Raw genomic sequence first — 15,867 nt, forward strand, 5'->3', positions numbered from 1 at the left:
GGGATCCATCATGACTGACAAGCCGAAACCACAGCCCTCGGCAGCGACCGAAAGTGCTGATTCTGCACTGCACCATATCGTTGATGGTTTTTTGCACTTCCATCACGAAATCTTTCCTGAACAAGAAGCCTTCTTCAAAAAACTTGCCACGGCACAGAACCCGCGTGCGATGTTTATTGCCTGTGCCGATTCGCGCATCGTGCCTGAGCTGATCACCCAGAGTGCACCGGGCGATTTGTTTGTAACGCGTAACGTCGGCAACGTGGTGCCACCCTATGGCCAGATGAATGGCGGTGTTTCAACTGCCATTGAGTACGCGGTGCTGGCACTGGGCGTGCAGCACATCATTATTTGCGGACATTCGGATTGCGGGGCGATGCGCGCCGTACTCAACCCGGCAAGCTTGAAAAAGATGCCCACGGTCAGAGCCTGGTTGCACCACGTTGAAGTGGCCAAAACCATGGTGCAGGACAACTGCAACTGCGCCAATGAAGCTGAAAGCATGCACGTGCTGACTGAAGAAAACGTGATTGCCCAGCTGCAGCACCTGCGCACACACCCGTCGGTGGCGTCGCGCATGGCCAACGGGCATCTGTTTATTCACGGCTGGGTATACGACATCGAAACCAGCGAGATCAAAGCCTACGACGCCGATAAAGGCGCCTTCCTGCCGCTGGATGGCACCAGCCCGATTCCAAGCGCTACGCCCAAAGCCAGGTTTTAGGCGCTTACCCTTGCTCGCGTGCTCTGCGCTTTCTAGGACACTGCTCTGAAGGCGCTCGCGAGCACGCCGGCTGCTACAGGTTCAGGCCGACGCCCAGTTGCTTGGACAGACAAGGCCAGCGGCTCCAGGCAGCGCCCGTCTCGGGGCTGGTCAGCCGTTCGCGGTAAGCATCGACCGATTCCACGGCAAAGCTTTCGTCGTTAAGCATCTCGTCGAGCGCATGGTGCACGGCTTCGTCCAGCTGGTTGGCAAAGGCCTCGCCGATTAACTGGTGGGCGATGAGGTTGGCCACTGTCATGTCCAGAGGAATCAACGGCTGACCCAGGTGCTTGATGTAGAGATCGTTGACCTCTTCGACCAGGCGGTGCGCCAGATAGGCTTCGTCCAGTAAACCTTCAAGCCCCGGATGGCCATCGAGCAGCGGGAGCGGCTGGGCAAAATATTGCTCGGCGATTTTCAGTACCGGCTTGATTTGCGACTCGATACCCGCCTCATGGGCGACTGCGTTGGCAGCATCCAGCAAGTCGGGCACTTGCTCGATGTAGGCGCTGACAAAGCGGGTCATCACGACGTTTTTATCCGTATCAGGCAGCTCGATTGCGGCATGAAGGTGCGGCAGTTGCTTGGCCAGATGCTGGGCCAGCTGCTTCGTTTCGGCCTCATGTTCTTGGGCACGCGAGATCTGCGCGCGGATGGCGGCGGTGTTCATGGGAACTCCAGGGGGGTTGCAAGACAAAAAAGAGCTATAAAAGTAGCCCTTTAAACGCAAAGGGATTTTTTTCAGGGGAAGTATTGTTATTCATTTTGTGACCGGGCAGTGAGTGCCATTTGTCGATGTGGCCTTATTTCACTGTTTTGACCCCTTACATTGCGGGGCTGGTGTCGGTGTCTATACTCGCTTTTGTAACCGTTATTTGATGTCGCCCGACTGCCTGAGCAGACGAGGCTCGGCGGTCCAGGTTCACAGGGTTTGAAAACCGCCCCCTTGTAACGCAGGTTGATACCGGCGCAATAACAAGAAAAACAAAGGGGAACCCGCAATGAAGCGACATCCAAATCTATGGATGGGCCTGCTGTTGTGGTCGGTTTTCGGTCAGGCGCAAGCTGCCTGGACCGTGAACATGACGCCGGGCGCGACCGAAGTCAGCAACGCGGTATTCGACCTGCACATGACCATCTTCTGGATCTGTGTCGTGATCGGCATCATCGTGTTTGGTGCCATGTTCTGGTCGATGATCGTTCATCGGCGCTCCACCGGGCAGCAAGCAGCAAAATTCCACGAAAGCACCACGGTCGAAATCCTCTGGACGGTCGTGCCTCTGGTTATCCTCATTTTGATGGCCATCCCCGCAACCAAAACCCTGATCAATATCTATGACTCCAGTGAGTCGGATGTCGACATCCAGATCACGGGCTACCAGTGGAAGTGGCATTACAAATACCTGGGTCAGGATGTCGAGTTCTTCAGCAACCTGGCCACCCCCGCCGAGCAGATTCATAACCAGGCCCCCAAGGGCGAACATTACCTGCTTGAGGTGGACGAGCCGCTGGTGCTGCCGATCGGTGCCAAAGTGCGCTTTCTGGTGACCTCGGCGGACGTTATCCACTCCTGGTGGGTGCCTGCCTTCGCGGTCAAGCGCGACGCTATTCCGGGGTTTATCAACGAAGCCTGGACCCGTATCGAGAAGCCCGGCATTTACCGTGGCCAGTGTGCCGAATTGTGCGGCAAGGACCACGGCTTTATGCCGATCGTGGTGGACGTCAAAACCCGTGCGGACTATGACGCCTGGCTCGCAGACCGCAAGGCCCAGGCTGCTCAGCTCAAGGAACTGACCAGCAAGGACTGGACCCTCGACGAACTGGTGGCCCGTGGCGACAAGGTTTACCACACCACTTGCGTGGCCTGTCACCAGGCAGAAGGTCAGGGCTTGCCGCCGATGTTCCCGGCACTCAAAGGCTCGCCGATCGCTACCGGACCGGCTGCCGATCACCTGCACCGGGTGTTCTTCGGCAAACCGGGGACGGCCATGGCAGCCTTCGGCAAGCAGCTCTCGGAAGTTGATATTGCCGCGGTGGTGACCTACGAACGTAACGCCTGGGGCAACAACAAGGGCGACATGGTCACCCCCAAAGACGTGCTGGAGCTTAAACAGGCGCAAGGAAAATGAGCCGCCGGGGGCTGTGTGTGGGTAATGGCAGGGGGCCGTGGGCCGCCGGTTTTTTGGTCCATCCGTTTGCAGGAGTCAGGACATGAGTGCGGTTATTGATGACCACGGGCCTGCGCAAGACCACGCCCACGGCCCGGCCAAAGGCCTTATGCGCTGGGTGTTGACCACCAACCATAAAGACATTGGCACCTTGTATCTGTGGTTCAGCTTCTGCATGTTTTTGCTCGGTGGATCCTTCGCCATGGTGATTCGCGCCGAACTGTTCCAGCCGGGATTACAGATTGTGGCGCCGGCCTTTTTCAACCAGATGACCACCATGCACGGGCTGATCATGGTATTCGGCGCAGTGATGCCGGCGTTTGTCGGGTTGGCCAACTGGATGATTCCGCTGATGATCGGCGCCCCCGACATGGCCTTGCCGAGGATGAACAACTTCAGTTTCTGGCTGCTGCCTGCCGCTTTCGCACTGCTGATCTCGACCCTGTTCATGGCCGGTGGCGGGCCTAATTTTGGCTGGACCTTCTACGCGCCACTGTCCACGACCTATGCCCCTGAAAGCGTGACTTATTTTATTTTTGCCATCCATTTAATGGGCATCAGTTCGATCATGGGCGCGATCAACGTGATCGCCACCATCCTCAATTTGCGTGCTCCCGGCATGACGCTGATGAAAATGCCGCTGTTCGTCTGGACCTGGCTGATCACGGCCTTCCTGCTGATAGCGGTGATGCCCGTGCTGGCAGGGGTGGTCACCATGATGTTGATGGACATCCACTTCGGCACCAGCTTCTTCAGTGCCGCGGGCGGCGGTGACCCGGTGTTGTTCCAGCATGTGTTCTGGTTCTTCGGCCACCCCGAGGTCTACATCATGATCCTGCCGGCCTTCGGTGCCATCAGCGCGATCATTCCGACCTTCTCGCGCAAGCCGTTATTCGGCTACACCTCAATGGTCTACGCCACGGCCAGCATCGCCTTCCTGTCATTCATCGTCTGGGCCCACCATATGTTTGTGGTGGGGATTCCCCTGGTCGGTGAACTGTTCTTTATGTATGCCACGCTGCTGATTGCGGTGCCGACCGGGGTCAAGGTCTTCAACTGGGTCAGCACCATGTGGCAAGGCTCGCTGACCTTCGAGACGCCAATGCTGTTCGCCGTGGCCTTCGTGATTCTGTTCACCATCGGCGGGTTCTCCGGGTTGATGCTGGCCATCGCGCCGGCAGACTTCCAGTACCACGACACCTATTTCGTGGTCGCACATTTCCATTACGTACTGGTGCCGGGGGCGATTTTCGGGATCTTCGCTTCGACCTATTACTGGCTGCCGAAATGGACTGGCCACATGTACGACGAAACCCTCGGGAAGTTGCATTTCTGGCTGTCGTTTGTGGGCATGAACCTGACGTTCTTCCCGATGCACTTTGTCGGTCTGGCCGGCATGCCGCGCCGGGTTCCGGACTACAACCTGCAGTTCGCCGACTTCAACATGGTGTCCTCGATTGGCGGGTTCATGTTCGGCACTACGCAGCTTCTATTCCTGTTCATTGTCATCAAATGCATTCGTGGTGGCCCCAAGGCCCCCGCCAAACCCTGGGACGGCGCCGAAGGTCTGGAATGGAGCGTGCCCTCGCCCGCGCCATATCACACCTTCACCACGCCGCCGGAAATCAAGTGACCGGTGCATGCCGAGTCCCTGCAGGAGCGAGCCGGCTCGCGATGCAGACAGCCCGGTTTGCCTTGATAAATTCGCTGCTGTCATTGCGAGCAAGCTCGCCCCCACAGGAAGCCGCTTATGGCTAACTCAACTGCGGTCAAACGCCTGGTCCTGCGCCTGTTGTTGATGGTGGTGGTGATGTTCGCCTTTGGTTTCGCCCTGGTGCCGATTTACGACGTGATGTGCAAAGCCTTCGGCATCAACGGCAAGACCGCCGGACAGTACGAAGGTGAGCAAGTGGTCGACCCGACCCGGCAGGTGCGCGTGCAGTTCTTGTCGACCAATGCCATCGACATGGTGTGGGAGTTCTATCCCAAGGGCGATCAGTTGGTGGTCAACCCCGGGGCGGTTAACGAGATGGTGTTTGTAGTCTCCAACCCCACTGACCACCCGATGACGGCGCAAGCCGTGCCGAGTATTTCACCGGCCGAAGCCGCCCAGTACTTCCACAAGACCGAGTGTTTTTGCTTTACCCAACAGGTGTTGCAACCGGGCCAAAGCCTGGAGATGCCGATGCGTTTTATCGTCGACCGCGACATGCCCAAGGATGTGAAACACCTGACGCTGGCCTACACGCTGTTCGATATCACTGCTCGCCACCCGCCTGTCGCCGCTAACGCCGGCAAGGACGAAACCCGGCTTGCCCGATAAGGAGAACGCTCCATGGCAACTCACGATCACTACTATGTCCCGCCTCAAAGCAAGTGGCCGATCATTGCCACGGTGGGGCTGTTGGTCACGGTGTATGGCCTGGGCACCTGGTTCAACGACCTCAAGGCGGCGCGACCCGAGTCCCATGGCCCGCTGATTTTCTTTATTGGCGGCCTGATCGTTGCGTACATGCTGTTTGGCTGGTTCGGCGCAGTGATCAGGGAGAGCCGGGCCGGGCTATACAGCGCGCAACTGGATCGTTCGTTTCGCTGGGGCATGACCTGGTTTATTTTTTCTGAAGTGATGTTCTTTATCGCGTTTTTTGGTGCGCTGTTTTACGTGCGGCACTTTTCCGGTCCGTGGTTGGGTGGCGAGGGCAGCAAGGCGGTGGCGCACATGCTGTGGCCTGACTTTCAGTTTGCCTGGCCGTTGCTGCACACCCCCGACCCTGCGCTATATCCACCGCCTAAAGGCACCATCAGCCCGTGGGGCTTGCCGCTGCTCAACACGGTGTTGCTGGTCAGTTCCAGCATCACCCTGACCATCGCTCACCATGCCTTGAACAAGGGCCATCGCGGGGCGCTGAAGTTCTGGTTGGGCCTGACGGTTTTGCTCGGGGTCGGATTTTTGGGGTTTCAGGCCGAGGAGTACATCCACGCGTACAAAGAGCTGGGCCTGACTCTGGGCTCCGGGGTGTATGGCGCGACGTTCTTTATGCTCACCGGTTTCCACGGTGCCCACGTGACCATCGGCGCCCTGATTTTGCTGGTGATGCTGATTCGGGTGATACGCGGGCATTTCAATACCGAGCACCAGTTTGGTTTCCAGGCTGCGACCTGGTACTGGCACTTTGTGGATGTGGTGTGGCTCGGGTTGTTCCTGTTCGTATACGTGTTGTGAGTCAGCGCCCATGACGCGCTTTCGACCCGGCATCGCGCCGACACTGGTGGTGCTGGCGTTACTGCCGCTGCTGGTGTTCCTGGGTTTTTGGCAACTGAGCCGCGGGGAGCAGAAACGCGCGCTGCTCGATAGCTACGCAGAACGTCAGGCCGCCGCGCCGCTGACCGCAGGCCAGCTGCTGAATGTGGAGCAACCGGCCTTTCGCCGTGTGCAATTGCGGGGGCATTTAGACGGGCAACACAGCCTGCTGCTGGACAACCGTATGCGGGATGGCCAGGTCGGTGTCGAACTGCTGCAACCCTTTCAGGATCAAGCCAGCGGCCAGTGGCTGCTGCTCAATCGTGGCTGGCTGCCGTGGCCGAGCCGTCACACACCGCCGGTATTCAGCACTGCGCAACAGACCCTGGATGTGCAGGCCTGGGTTTATGAGTCGCCAGGCGCCCCCTTTCAATTACACGCCGACCCGCTTGACGCGCCCTGGCCGCGGCTGGTGACGACGGTGGAGCCCGCCAAACTTTGGGCCGAGCTGGGCCGCGAAGGTTTTGCCGATGAAATCCGTATCGCCCCCGGCCCGGCCGCGTATCAGGCTGACTGGCCACTTATTTCCACGGGCATGGGCCCGGAAAAACACACCGCCTATGCCGTGCAGTGGTTCGCCATGGCGCTGGCCCTGTTCGGTCTTTATCTGTACCTCGGTTGGCACAACGCTCGGGAGAAACGTCATGGCAACGGCCATCAATCCGCCTGATACAGCTCGCGCCCCATCCCCTGCCACCCGGCGCCGCGGGCGATTGCAGCTGATCCTTATTCTGCTGCTGACCATCGGCCCCATGGTGCTGGCCACGGGCATGTACAAACTCAAGTTCTGGGTGCCTGAAAGCCGCAGCTACCACGGAGAACTGCTGGGGAACGGGCAGAACCGCGCGGCCCTTGGCGTCGTGACCGATGAGCAGCGCTGGCAACTGCTGGTAACGGCCCCCCAAGGCTGTGCTGCCGATTGCCAGCAGTTGGTGTATCTGGCACGCCAGCTTCAGGTCGGACTGGGCCGCGATGCGTCGCGGGCGAGCCACGGCTTGGCGGTGGCGCAGCCGGTGGACGCGCAATACGCCGCCAAATTGCAACGCGAGTATCCGCAATTACAGCGCTACACACTGGACCTGCCGACTTATACACAGGGCGCTGAAGGCAATGGCGCGGCGCAACTGTGGATAATCGACCCCCACGGCAATCTGGTGCTGCGCTACGACCCGCAGGTCAACGGCAAGGACGTGCTCAACGACCTCCGCCATCTGCTGAAGCTGTCCAACATCGGATAGGGGCCAGGTCATGGCTAAAGCTGGATTTCGTCTCGCATTGTTGGCCACCTTGCTGGCGCTGGTGGTGGTATTGCTCGGCGCCTACACCCGCCTCACCCATGCAGGCCTAGGCTGCCCGGACTGGCCCGGTTGCTACGGTTTTATCAGCGTGCCGCAAAGTGAGGCGCAACTGGCCCACGCCGAGCTGCACTTTCCCGATGCCCCGGTGCAGGCCGACAAAGGCTGGAGCGAGATGGTGCACCGCTATTTTGCCGGCACCCTCGGGCTGTTGATTCTGCTGCTGGCGGCACGGGCCTGGAGCCAGCGTCGGTTGCAGGATCAGCCGTTAAAACTGCCGTTGTTTATTTTGTTGGTGGTGATCGCACAAGCGGCCTTTGGCATGTGGACGGTAACGCTCAAGTTGTGGCCCCAGGTGGTGACGGGGCATTTGCTCGGCGGGTTTGCGACCCTGAGTTTGTTGTTTTTACTGACCTTGCGTCTGTCCGGGGTGCTGCCCGCCCTGGCTATCCCCCGCCGCCTGCAGCGCTGGGCAACGGCCGGGCTGGTGCTGGCGATCATGCAAATCGCGCTGGGGGGCTGGGTCAGTTCCAACTACGCAGCCGTGGCCTGCGTCGATCTGCCGACCTGTCATGGTGAATGGTGGCCCCAGGCCGACTTCGCCAATGGCTTTCATCTGACCCAGCATATCGGCCCCAACTATTTGGGCGGGCAACTGGACAGCGAGGCGCGCACTGCCATTCACCTTACCCACAGGCTCGGCGCTGTGCTGCTGACCCTGGTGTTATTGGGCCTGGCCTGGCAACTGCGCAAAGTCGGCATGACCCGGTTGGCGGGCTTGCTGCTGCTGGCGCTGGGAGTGCAGATCAGCCTGGGAATGAGCAATGTGCTGTTTGGTCTGCCACTGGTGGTCGCGGTGGCTCACAACGCGGGGGGCGCGGCGTTGTTGCTGACGCTGGTGCTGGTCAATTACCACGCCCGCACGGCATTGGTCAGGGTCAAGGCCCCGCGCTTCTCCCGCTGGATTTTCAGCCCCCGGCGCCATACGCCCGGTCTCGTCACCCTCAAAGGAGAATTGCCATGGCGACCGTGACTGGCGAACATCAGCGCCAGGGGCTCTGGCGTGACTATCTGGAGCTGACCAAGCCGAGGGTGGTCCTGATGATGCTGGTTACTTCGCTGGTGGGCATGTTTCTGGCTACCCGCGCGGGCGTGCCGTGGACGGTACTGGTGTTCGGAAACCTGGGGATTGGCCTGTGCGCCGGTGGCGCGGCGGCGGTCAATCATGTGGTGGATCGGCGTATTGATGCCATGATGGCCCGCACCCATAAGCGACCGCTGGCCGAAGGGCGGGTTTCACCGCTGGCGGGATTGTCGTTCGCGCTATTGCTGTCGCTGTCGGGGCTGGTGCTGCTATTGGTGTACACCAATGCCCTGGCGGCCTGGCTAACGCTGGCTTCTCTATTGGGCTACGCGCTTATTTACACAGGCTTTCTGAAGCGGGCCACGCCGCAAAATATCGTGATCGGCGGGCTGGCCGGTGCGGCGCCGCCGCTGCTGGGCTGGGTGGCAGTCACGGGGCATGTCACCGCCGAGCCGTTGCTGCTGGTGTTGATCATCTTTGCCTGGACCCCACCGCACTTTTGGGCGCTGGCGATCCACCGCAAGGCGGAGTACGCCAAAGCGGATATCCCCATGTTGCCCGTGACCCACGGCGAGCACTACACCAAGGTACATATTCTGCTGTACACCCTCGTGCTGCTGGCGGTCAGCTTGCTGCCGTTTGTGATTCACATGAGCGGCCTGCTCTATCTGGTATGTGCACTAGTGTTGGGCGCACGCTTTCTGCATTGGGCTTGGGTGCTGTACCGTGGCACTGCGCCGCACGCTGCGATCAACACCTTCAAGTACTCTATTTACTACTTGCTGCTGCTATTCATCGCGCTGCTTGTCGATCATTACTTAGTGTTGAACCTATGACTAGAACTCAAAAAACCGTTTATATCCTCGTCGCGCTGGTGGCATTGGTCATGGGCCTGACGTTTAACAAAATGATGTCGAGCAAAAGCCAGGGCGACAACACGTCCCTGATCGATGCCGGGATCATTCTGCTGCCGCAGAGCCGTCATTTGCCGGATGTGAAGATGACCGACCAGAACGGTCAGCCGGTGCTCATGAATGAACTGAAAGACAAGTGGAGCATGCTGTTTTTCGGCTACACCTTCTGCCCTGACATCTGCCCGACCACCCTCGCCCAGCTGCGTCAGATCAAAAGTGAACTGCCCAAGGACGTACAGGACAAACTGCAGATCGTGCTGGTCAGTGTCGACCCGAACCGCGATACGCCGCAGCAGCTCAAGCAATACCTGGGCTATTTCGACCCGCAGTTCGTGGGGCTGACCCCTGCTTCCATAGAAGATCTGCAAACACTGGCGAATGCCGTGAGCATCCCGTTCATCCCGGCGGATACCAGCAAGCCCAACTACACCGTCGACCACAGTGGCAACCTGGCGCTGATCGGGCCGGACGGCACCCAGCGGGGTTTCATTCGCGCACCGTTCAACACCGCCAAAATGGTTGCCCAATTGCCGGGGTTGGTAGAGCGCAAATAAAGGACGCGAGGGGGAATCTGTAGGAGCTCGCTCCTACAGAAAGATCAGAGGATCAGAACGCCGGGATGATGGCGCCTTTGTACTTCTCGTTGATGAACGCTTTCACTTCAGGGCTGTGCAAGGCAGCAACCAACTTCTGCATATCTGCCGAGTCTTTGTCGTCCGGGCGAGCGACCAGAATGTTCACGTAAGGCGAATCGCTGCCTTCAATGACCAGGGCGTCTTTTTCCGGGTTCAGCTTGGCTTCCAGCGCGTAGTTGGTGTTGATCAACGCCAGATCGACTTGAGTCAGAACACGGGGGATGGTCGCTGCTTCCAGCTCGCGGAATTTCAGGTTCTTGGCGTTCTGTTCGATGTCTTTTGGCGTCGACAGGATGTTGCTCGAGTCCTTGAGCTTGATCAGGCCCGCCTTGTCCAGCAACAACAGGGCACGGCCGCCGTTGGTGGCGTCGTTCGGAATGACCACGGTGGCCCCGTTCGGCAGATCATCCAGCTTCTTGTACTTGCTGGAGTAAGCACCCAGTGGCTCCAGGTGTACGGCTGCAACGCTGACCAGGTTAGTCCCCTTGGCCTTGTTGAACTCGTCCAGGTACGGCTGGTGCTGGAAGAAGTTGGCATCCAGACGTTTTTCGGCCACCTGCACGTTTGGCTGGATGTAGTCGGTGAAAACCTTGACCTTGAGGTTCACGCCCTCTTTGGCCAGTGCAGGTTTCACGAACTCCAGAATCTCGGCGTGGGGTACCGGTGTGGCTGCGACCGACAGATCGCCCGCATGGGCGGAAAATGCGGCTACAGCGGCCACGGCAGCAAATAACTTCTTCATTCAGCAACTCCTTGTGAACACCCGACTTCAGGTGCCTGCCAGCCCTGGGCTGGCGGTTACGTTTATTAACGAGAGGTCGCGCTTACTTGCGCGAAAAGTGCACCACTAGCCGATCACCAACGGTTTGCAGAATTTGCACCAGAATCAGCAACAGCACCACCGTGACAATCATCACGTCGGTCTGGAAGCGCTGATAGCCGAAACGGATCGCCAAATCACCCAGGCCGCCGGCGCCGACCACACCTGCCATGGCGGTGTAGGACACCAGCGTAATGGCGGTCACGGTAATCGCTGCAAAGATGCCGGGGCGCGCTTCAGGCAACAAGGCGCTGGTAATGATCTGACGCGTGCTGGCGCCCATGGCCTGAGTAGCTTCGATGATGCCGCGATCCACTTCACGCAGCGCGGTCTCGACCAGACGGGCGAAGAACGGCGTAGCGCCGACCACCAGAGGCGGGATCGCGCCCGCTACGCCCAGGGAGGTTCCGGTAATCAGAACGGTGAGCGGGATCATCACAATCAACAAAATGATGAATGGCAGCGAACGCAGAATGTTCACCGCCAGTGACAATATGGCGTATACCGCCTTTTGCTCGAACAGTTGGCGCGGGCTGCACAAAAACAGCAGTACGCCCAGCGGCAGGCCAAGCAGGATGGTGAACAGCAGCGAGCCGCCGAGCATCATCATGGTGTCGCCGGTTGCCAGCCAGATTTCGAACCAGTCAATGTTGGAAAAGAAACTCAACAGGGATTCCATCAGCGCAGCACCTCCATATGAACGTCAGCCGCAGTGAAGCGGGCGAAAGCCGCTTCCATGTCGCCACCGGTAATGGCGAGGGTCAGTTGCCCGTAGGGGGTGTCTTTGATGCGATCGATACGACCGGCCAGGATGCTGTAATCCACCCCCGTTTCACGGGCGACAGTGCCCAGCAAAGGTGCGTAGGTGGATTCGCCCTGGAAGGTCAGGCGCACGATACGGCCAGGAACATGGGCGAAGTCGTCGCGCTGCTCGCTTTCGTCGATCTGCTCGTCTTCCTGGACAAAACGCTTGGTGGTCGGGTGCTTGGGGTGCAGGAACACTTGGGCGACCGGGCCTTGCTCGACGATTACGCCTGCATCCATAACCGCTACGTGGTCGCACACGCGACGGATCACATCCATCTCGTGGGTGATCAGGACGATGGTCAGCTTCAGTTCGCGGTTGATCTCAGCCAGCAACTGCAAGACCGAGGCCGTGGTTTGCGGGTCCAGGGCACTGGTGGCTTCGTCACACAGCAGCACTTTGGGTTTGGTGGCCAGTGCACGGGCAATGCCTACGCGTTGTTTTTGGCCGCCTGACAGTTGCGCCGGATATTTCTTGGCGTGGTCGGACAGACCTACCCGCGCGAGCAACTCGGCGACCCGCAGATCGATGTCCTTGCGGGACAATTCACCGGCCAGCGTCAGGGGCATGGCCACGTTATCGGCCACAGTCTTGGAGGCCAGCAGGTTGAAGTGCTGGAAGATCATGCCGACTTGCTGGCGAAACCGTCGCAGGCCGTTGGCATCCATCGCCGTCACGTCTTCGTTGTCGACGATGATCTGCCCGCCACTCGGGGTTTCGAGGCGGTTGATCAGGCGCAGCAGGGTACTTTTGCCCGCGCCGGAGTGGCCAATCAGGCCGAAAACCTGGCCGCTCTCAACACGCAGACTGGTGGAGTGCAACGCGGGAATGTCCTTACCGGAAACCCGGTAGGTTTTATGAACGTTATGGAACTCAATCACGTAGCGAACCTTGTGGGGCGCGAAAATAGAAGATCAGCGGTTAGCCGGGCGCGCATTTTAGCCTGTCCGTATAGAGGTTCTTAGCATTTATTTGCGCTGGGACCTTTGATTTGGCAATAAGACGACTGATGGTCTGAATTAAGGAACGACGGTAAACGCTAAAAGTCAGTACTAGGACCCGCCTCGGGAGATTAGTCCAGGAAGCCCGGCCAACAGGGCTTTCGCCAACAAGGAGTTTAGTCTGATGAGTAGCAAAAAACCGTCTTCCAACAAGAGCCAGATGGCCGGCACCGACACCTTGGATCGTGGCAACACCAACGTCAAACTCGATAGCCTCGAAACTTTTCGTGATGACGCAACCGATCAGGCTCTGCGGACCAATCAGGGGGTGAAGGTTGCAGACAATCAAAACACCCTGAAAGCCGGCGCCAGAGGCCCCTCGCTGCTCGAAGACTTCATTATGCGCGAGAAGATCACCCATTTTGACCATGAGCGAATTCCAGAGCGCATTGTTCATGCTCGAGGTACCGGCGCCCACGGCTACTTCCAGACTTATAAATCCCACAGCGCACTGACCAAGGCGGGTTTCCTGCAGGACCCGGGTAAGAAAACTCCGGTATTTGTGCGTTTCTCCACCGTCCAGGGCCCGCGCGGCTCCGGGGATACCGTGCGTGATGTGCGCGGTTTTGCCGTGAAATTTTTCACCGATGAAGGCAACTTCGATCTGGTCGGCAACAATATGCCGGTGTTTTTTATTCAGGACGCGATCAAGTTTCCGGATTTCGTACACGCGGTAAAACCTGAGCCCCATAACGAAATGCCTACGGGCGGTTCAGCTCATGACACGTTCTGGGACTTCGTCTCACTGGTGCCGGAATCTGCGCACATGGTTATTTGGGCGATGTCTGACCGTGCCATTCCTAAAAGCCTGCGCAGCATGCAGGGGTTCGGCGTGCATACGTTCCGTCTGATCAACGCTGAAGGCAAATCCAGCTTCGTCAAATTCCACTGGCGTCCGAGTGTGGGTACTTGCTCGCTGGTGTGGGACGAAGCGCAAAAACTGGCAGGTAAAGACACCGATTACCACCGTCGTGATCTGTGGGAGTCGATTGAAACCGGCGATTACCCTGAGTGGGAATTCGGCGTGCAGATCATTTCGGAGGAAGACGAGCATAAATTCGAATTCGATATTCTTGATCCGACCAAGCTGATCCCCGAAGAACTGGTGCCGATTACGCCTTTGGGCAAGATGGTACTCAACCGTAACCCCGACAACTTTTTTGCGGAAACCGAGCAAGTGGCTTTTTGCCCGGGCCATATCGTGCCTGGTATCGACTTTTCCAATGACCCGTTGCTACAGGGCCGGCTGTTTTCCTACACCGATACGCAAATCAGCCGTCTGGGCGGGCCGAACTTTCACGAGATTCCGATCAATCGCCCCGTCGCGCCGTTTCACAATAATCAGCGTGACGCGCAGCACCGTAGCACCATCAACAAAGGCCGGGCGTCCTATGAACCGAACTCCATCGACGCTGGCTGGCCCAAAGAAACCCCGCCTGCAGCCCATGACGGGGGGTTTGAGTCTTATCCCGAGCGCATCGACGCCAACAAGATTCGTCAGCGCAGCGAGTCGTTCAGCGATCACTTCTCCCAGGCCCGGCTGTTTTTCCGCAGCATGAGCAAGCATGAGCAAGAACACATTATTGCGGCCTACAGTTTTGAATTGGGCAAGGTCGAGCGTGTGCCCATCCGGGAGCGCCAGGTGAATGAAATTCTGGCCAATATCGACCTTGAGCTGGCCAGGCGGGTGGCTGAGAACCTGGGCTTGCCTGCACCGAAGGCGGGTACGCAAGCGGAGCGCAAAACCAGCGTCAGCCGCTCCCCGGCCTTGAGTCAGGCCAATCTGCTACCGGGCAATATCAAAACCCGTAAAGTGGCAATTCTTGCCGCCAACGGGGTTGATGGCGCAGCGATTGATGCTCTGAAAAAGGCGCTGGCGAGTGAAGGCGCCCATGCCAAATTGTTAGGTCCTACGTCTGCGCCGGTGAAAACCGCAGACGGCAAATTGCTGCCGGTTGATGCATCCATGGAAGGCATGCCGTCGGTTGCCTTTGATGCGGTGTACGTGCCGGGTGGCGCGGCTTCGATCAAAACCTTGAGTACCGATGGCGTGGCGTTGCACTACCTGCTCGAAGCCTATAAGCACCTGAAGGCGATTGCCTTGCATGGCGAAGCCAGACAGCTGCTGGACGTTCTGCATTTGCAGGCCGATGAGGGGTTGCTGGCAATCAAGGATGGCAAGGATCTGAAGGCGTTCTTTGCCGCGATCGGGCAGCACCGTGTGTGGGCCCGGGAGCCGAAGGCCAAAGCCGTTCCGGCGTAAACGAAGGGCTCTGCAGCAGCTGGCTGGTTCGCGATGGGGTCAGAGATGACCCTGTTGCGAACCAGCTGCTTGCTGCAGGTTTGCCTGGACCTAGGGTTTACTTGGGATCAGCACTATTTGCGCAGGCACATGGCGAATGATCTGACGTTCAACTTTCAGATCGAACGCCGGATCGAGTTTTTTCACCCGCTTGCTGATCAGCGTGGACAGCCATGGGAAGTCCGCTGTGCGCGGAACCTGCAGGCTGACAGCACACTGGTAATTGACGATATCTTGCGCGATCAAATTCAGTTGATGGCGAAGTTTCGCAATATCCTCGATGTTAAGCGTAACTGTGGTGCTCTCTGCGGCAGGGTCGATAACCCTGGCCGGTGGTCTGGCCTCGGCAGCCTTGAGTGCGGCTTCGGCTTTATCCAGTTCGGCCTTGCGCGCATGGGCAATGGCACTGTTGACACCGCCGGTCAGCGCTGGAGCCGTGGGCATCAAGGCGCGGGCGCGGCTCAGTGCCGTGGCAGCAGCGTTGACATCACCTTTTTGCAGCACGATCTGACTGCGTTGCAAGTAGGCTTCTGCTAGTTGACGCTGGTATTGCACCAATTGTGGATCATCCGGCGTTTGCTTCTGCAAGGTAGCCAGTTGATCTTCAGCGGTCGCGAGTTCGCTGCTGGCCAGGTTTTGCTCCAGCTGTGCGATGGCCGTAGCGCGCGCATCCGGGACAGGTGTGTCGCCGGAGGGTGTGCTTTGGCAGGCGCCCAGCAGCAAGGAAAATGCGGCCAGGAGCAAGTAACGGGAGTTGAACAGCTTCATTCCTGCGGCTC

General features: G+C 58.6%; 16 protein-coding genes. 11 read left to right on the plus strand and 5 right to left on the minus strand.

Annotation, left to right across the window (positions count from 1 at the left end):
* Nucleotides 1-10: 10 nt before the first annotated feature.
* Nucleotides 11-724: a carbonic anhydrase gene (locus FEZ21_RS04215; protein ID WP_003437726.1), complete on the plus strand. Its 714-nt coding sequence runs from the start codon at nt 11-13 to the stop codon at nt 722-724.
* Nucleotides 725-797: 73 nt separating this feature from the next.
* Here FEZ21_RS04215 and FEZ21_RS04220 read toward each other — a convergent pair whose 3' ends face one another.
* On the minus strand, nt 798-1,433 hold the full coding sequence (locus FEZ21_RS04220) for a hypothetical protein (RefSeq protein WP_003437723.1): 636 nt from the start codon (nt 1,431-1,433) through the stop codon (nt 798-800).
* A gap of 331 nt (nt 1,434-1,764) precedes the next feature.
* Between FEZ21_RS04220 and coxB the strand changes: the two genes are divergently transcribed.
* The 9 genes from coxB to FEZ21_RS04265 all read left to right on the plus strand — a co-directional run bounded on the left by coxB (nt 1,765) and on the right by FEZ21_RS04265 (nt 10,079).
* Nucleotides 1,765-2,892, plus strand: coding sequence for a cytochrome c oxidase subunit II (coxB, locus tag FEZ21_RS04225; RefSeq protein ID WP_127196653.1), 1,128 nt, complete (start codon nt 1,765-1,767; stop codon nt 2,890-2,892).
* Nucleotides 2,893-2,974: 82 nt separating this feature from the next.
* Nucleotides 2,975-4,564, plus strand: coding sequence for a cytochrome c oxidase subunit I (gene ctaD, locus FEZ21_RS04230; RefSeq protein WP_003437719.1), 1,590 nt, complete (start codon nt 2,975-2,977; stop codon nt 4,562-4,564).
* Between the two features lie 117 nt (nt 4,565-4,681).
* Nucleotides 4,682-5,254, plus strand: coding sequence for a cytochrome c oxidase assembly protein (locus FEZ21_RS04235; protein ID WP_003437718.1), 573 nt, complete (start codon nt 4,682-4,684; stop codon nt 5,252-5,254).
* Between the two features lie 12 nt (nt 5,255-5,266).
* The gene (locus FEZ21_RS04240; protein ID WP_003437717.1) at nt 5,267-6,154 is read left to right on the plus strand and encodes a cytochrome c oxidase subunit 3; all 888 of its coding nucleotides are present in this window, start codon (nt 5,267-5,269) and stop codon (nt 6,152-6,154) included.
* Nucleotides 6,155-6,164: 10 nt separating this feature from the next.
* Nucleotides 6,165-6,902 carry an SURF1 family protein gene (locus tag FEZ21_RS04245; protein WP_003437716.1) on the plus strand — a complete coding sequence of 246 codons (738 nt, stop codon included), beginning with the start codon at nt 6,165-6,167 and terminating at the stop codon, nt 6,900-6,902.
* The gene (locus FEZ21_RS04250) at nt 6,877-7,470 is read left to right on the plus strand and encodes a hypothetical protein (RefSeq protein ID WP_003437715.1); all 594 of its coding nucleotides are present in this window, start codon (nt 6,877-6,879) and stop codon (nt 7,468-7,470) included. Before FEZ21_RS04245 ends, FEZ21_RS04250 begins: the two co-directional genes overlap by 26 nt.
* A gap of 10 nt (nt 7,471-7,480) precedes the next feature.
* A complete protein-coding gene (locus FEZ21_RS04255; protein ID WP_003437713.1) occupies nt 7,481-8,560 on the plus strand; it encodes a heme A synthase in 1,080 nt (359 codons plus the stop codon).
* Nucleotides 8,548-9,447, plus strand: a complete 900-nt coding sequence (gene cyoE, locus FEZ21_RS04260) for a heme o synthase (protein WP_003437711.1) — start codon at nt 8,548-8,550, stop codon at nt 9,445-9,447. The genes FEZ21_RS04255 and cyoE overlap by 13 nt, the downstream gene beginning before the upstream one ends.
* Nucleotides 9,444-10,079: an SCO family protein gene (locus FEZ21_RS04265; RefSeq protein WP_003437708.1), complete on the plus strand. Its 636-nt coding sequence runs from the start codon at nt 9,444-9,446 to the stop codon at nt 10,077-10,079. Before cyoE ends, FEZ21_RS04265 begins: the two co-directional genes overlap by 4 nt.
* 52 nt (nt 10,080-10,131) lie before the next feature.
* Here FEZ21_RS04265 and FEZ21_RS04270 read toward each other — a convergent pair whose 3' ends face one another.
* The 3 genes from FEZ21_RS04270 to FEZ21_RS04280 all read right to left on the minus strand — a co-directional run bounded on the left by FEZ21_RS04270 (nt 10,132) and on the right by FEZ21_RS04280 (nt 12,666).
* Nucleotides 10,132-10,902 (minus strand): MetQ/NlpA family ABC transporter substrate-binding protein, encoded by a 771-nt coding sequence (locus FEZ21_RS04270; RefSeq protein ID WP_010656765.1) that lies wholly within the window; start codon nt 10,900-10,902, stop codon nt 10,132-10,134.
* Nucleotides 10,903-10,984: 82 nt separating this feature from the next.
* Nucleotides 10,985-11,659 carry a methionine ABC transporter permease gene (locus tag FEZ21_RS04275; RefSeq protein ID WP_003437705.1) on the minus strand — a complete coding sequence of 225 codons (675 nt, stop codon included), beginning with the start codon at nt 11,657-11,659 and terminating at the stop codon, nt 10,985-10,987.
* Nucleotides 11,659-12,666, minus strand: a complete 1,008-nt coding sequence (locus FEZ21_RS04280) for a methionine ABC transporter ATP-binding protein (RefSeq protein WP_003437703.1) — start codon at nt 12,664-12,666, stop codon at nt 11,659-11,661. The genes FEZ21_RS04275 and FEZ21_RS04280 overlap by 1 nt, the downstream gene beginning before the upstream one ends.
* Nucleotides 12,667-12,856: 190 nt before the next feature.
* On the opposite strand from FEZ21_RS04280, the gene katE reads away from it, so the two are divergent.
* On the plus strand, nt 12,857-15,049 hold the full coding sequence (gene katE / locus FEZ21_RS04285) for a catalase HPII (RefSeq protein ID WP_373683720.1): 2,193 nt from the start codon (nt 12,857-12,859) through the stop codon (nt 15,047-15,049).
* 90 nt (nt 15,050-15,139) lie between these two features.
* Here the strand turns inward: katE and FEZ21_RS04290 are convergent, their stop codons facing one another.
* Nucleotides 15,140-15,856 (minus strand): PA5502 family lipoprotein, encoded by a 717-nt coding sequence (locus tag FEZ21_RS04290; protein ID WP_003437696.1) that lies wholly within the window; start codon nt 15,854-15,856, stop codon nt 15,140-15,142.
* Between the last annotated feature and the right edge of the window lie 11 nt (nt 15,857-15,867).

Origin of the sequence: Pseudomonas sp. 9.1(2019) (assembly GCF_009910445.1) — a bacterium.
Taxonomy (GTDB): Bacteria; Pseudomonadota; Gammaproteobacteria; order Pseudomonadales; family Pseudomonadaceae; genus Aquipseudomonas; species Aquipseudomonas paraversuta.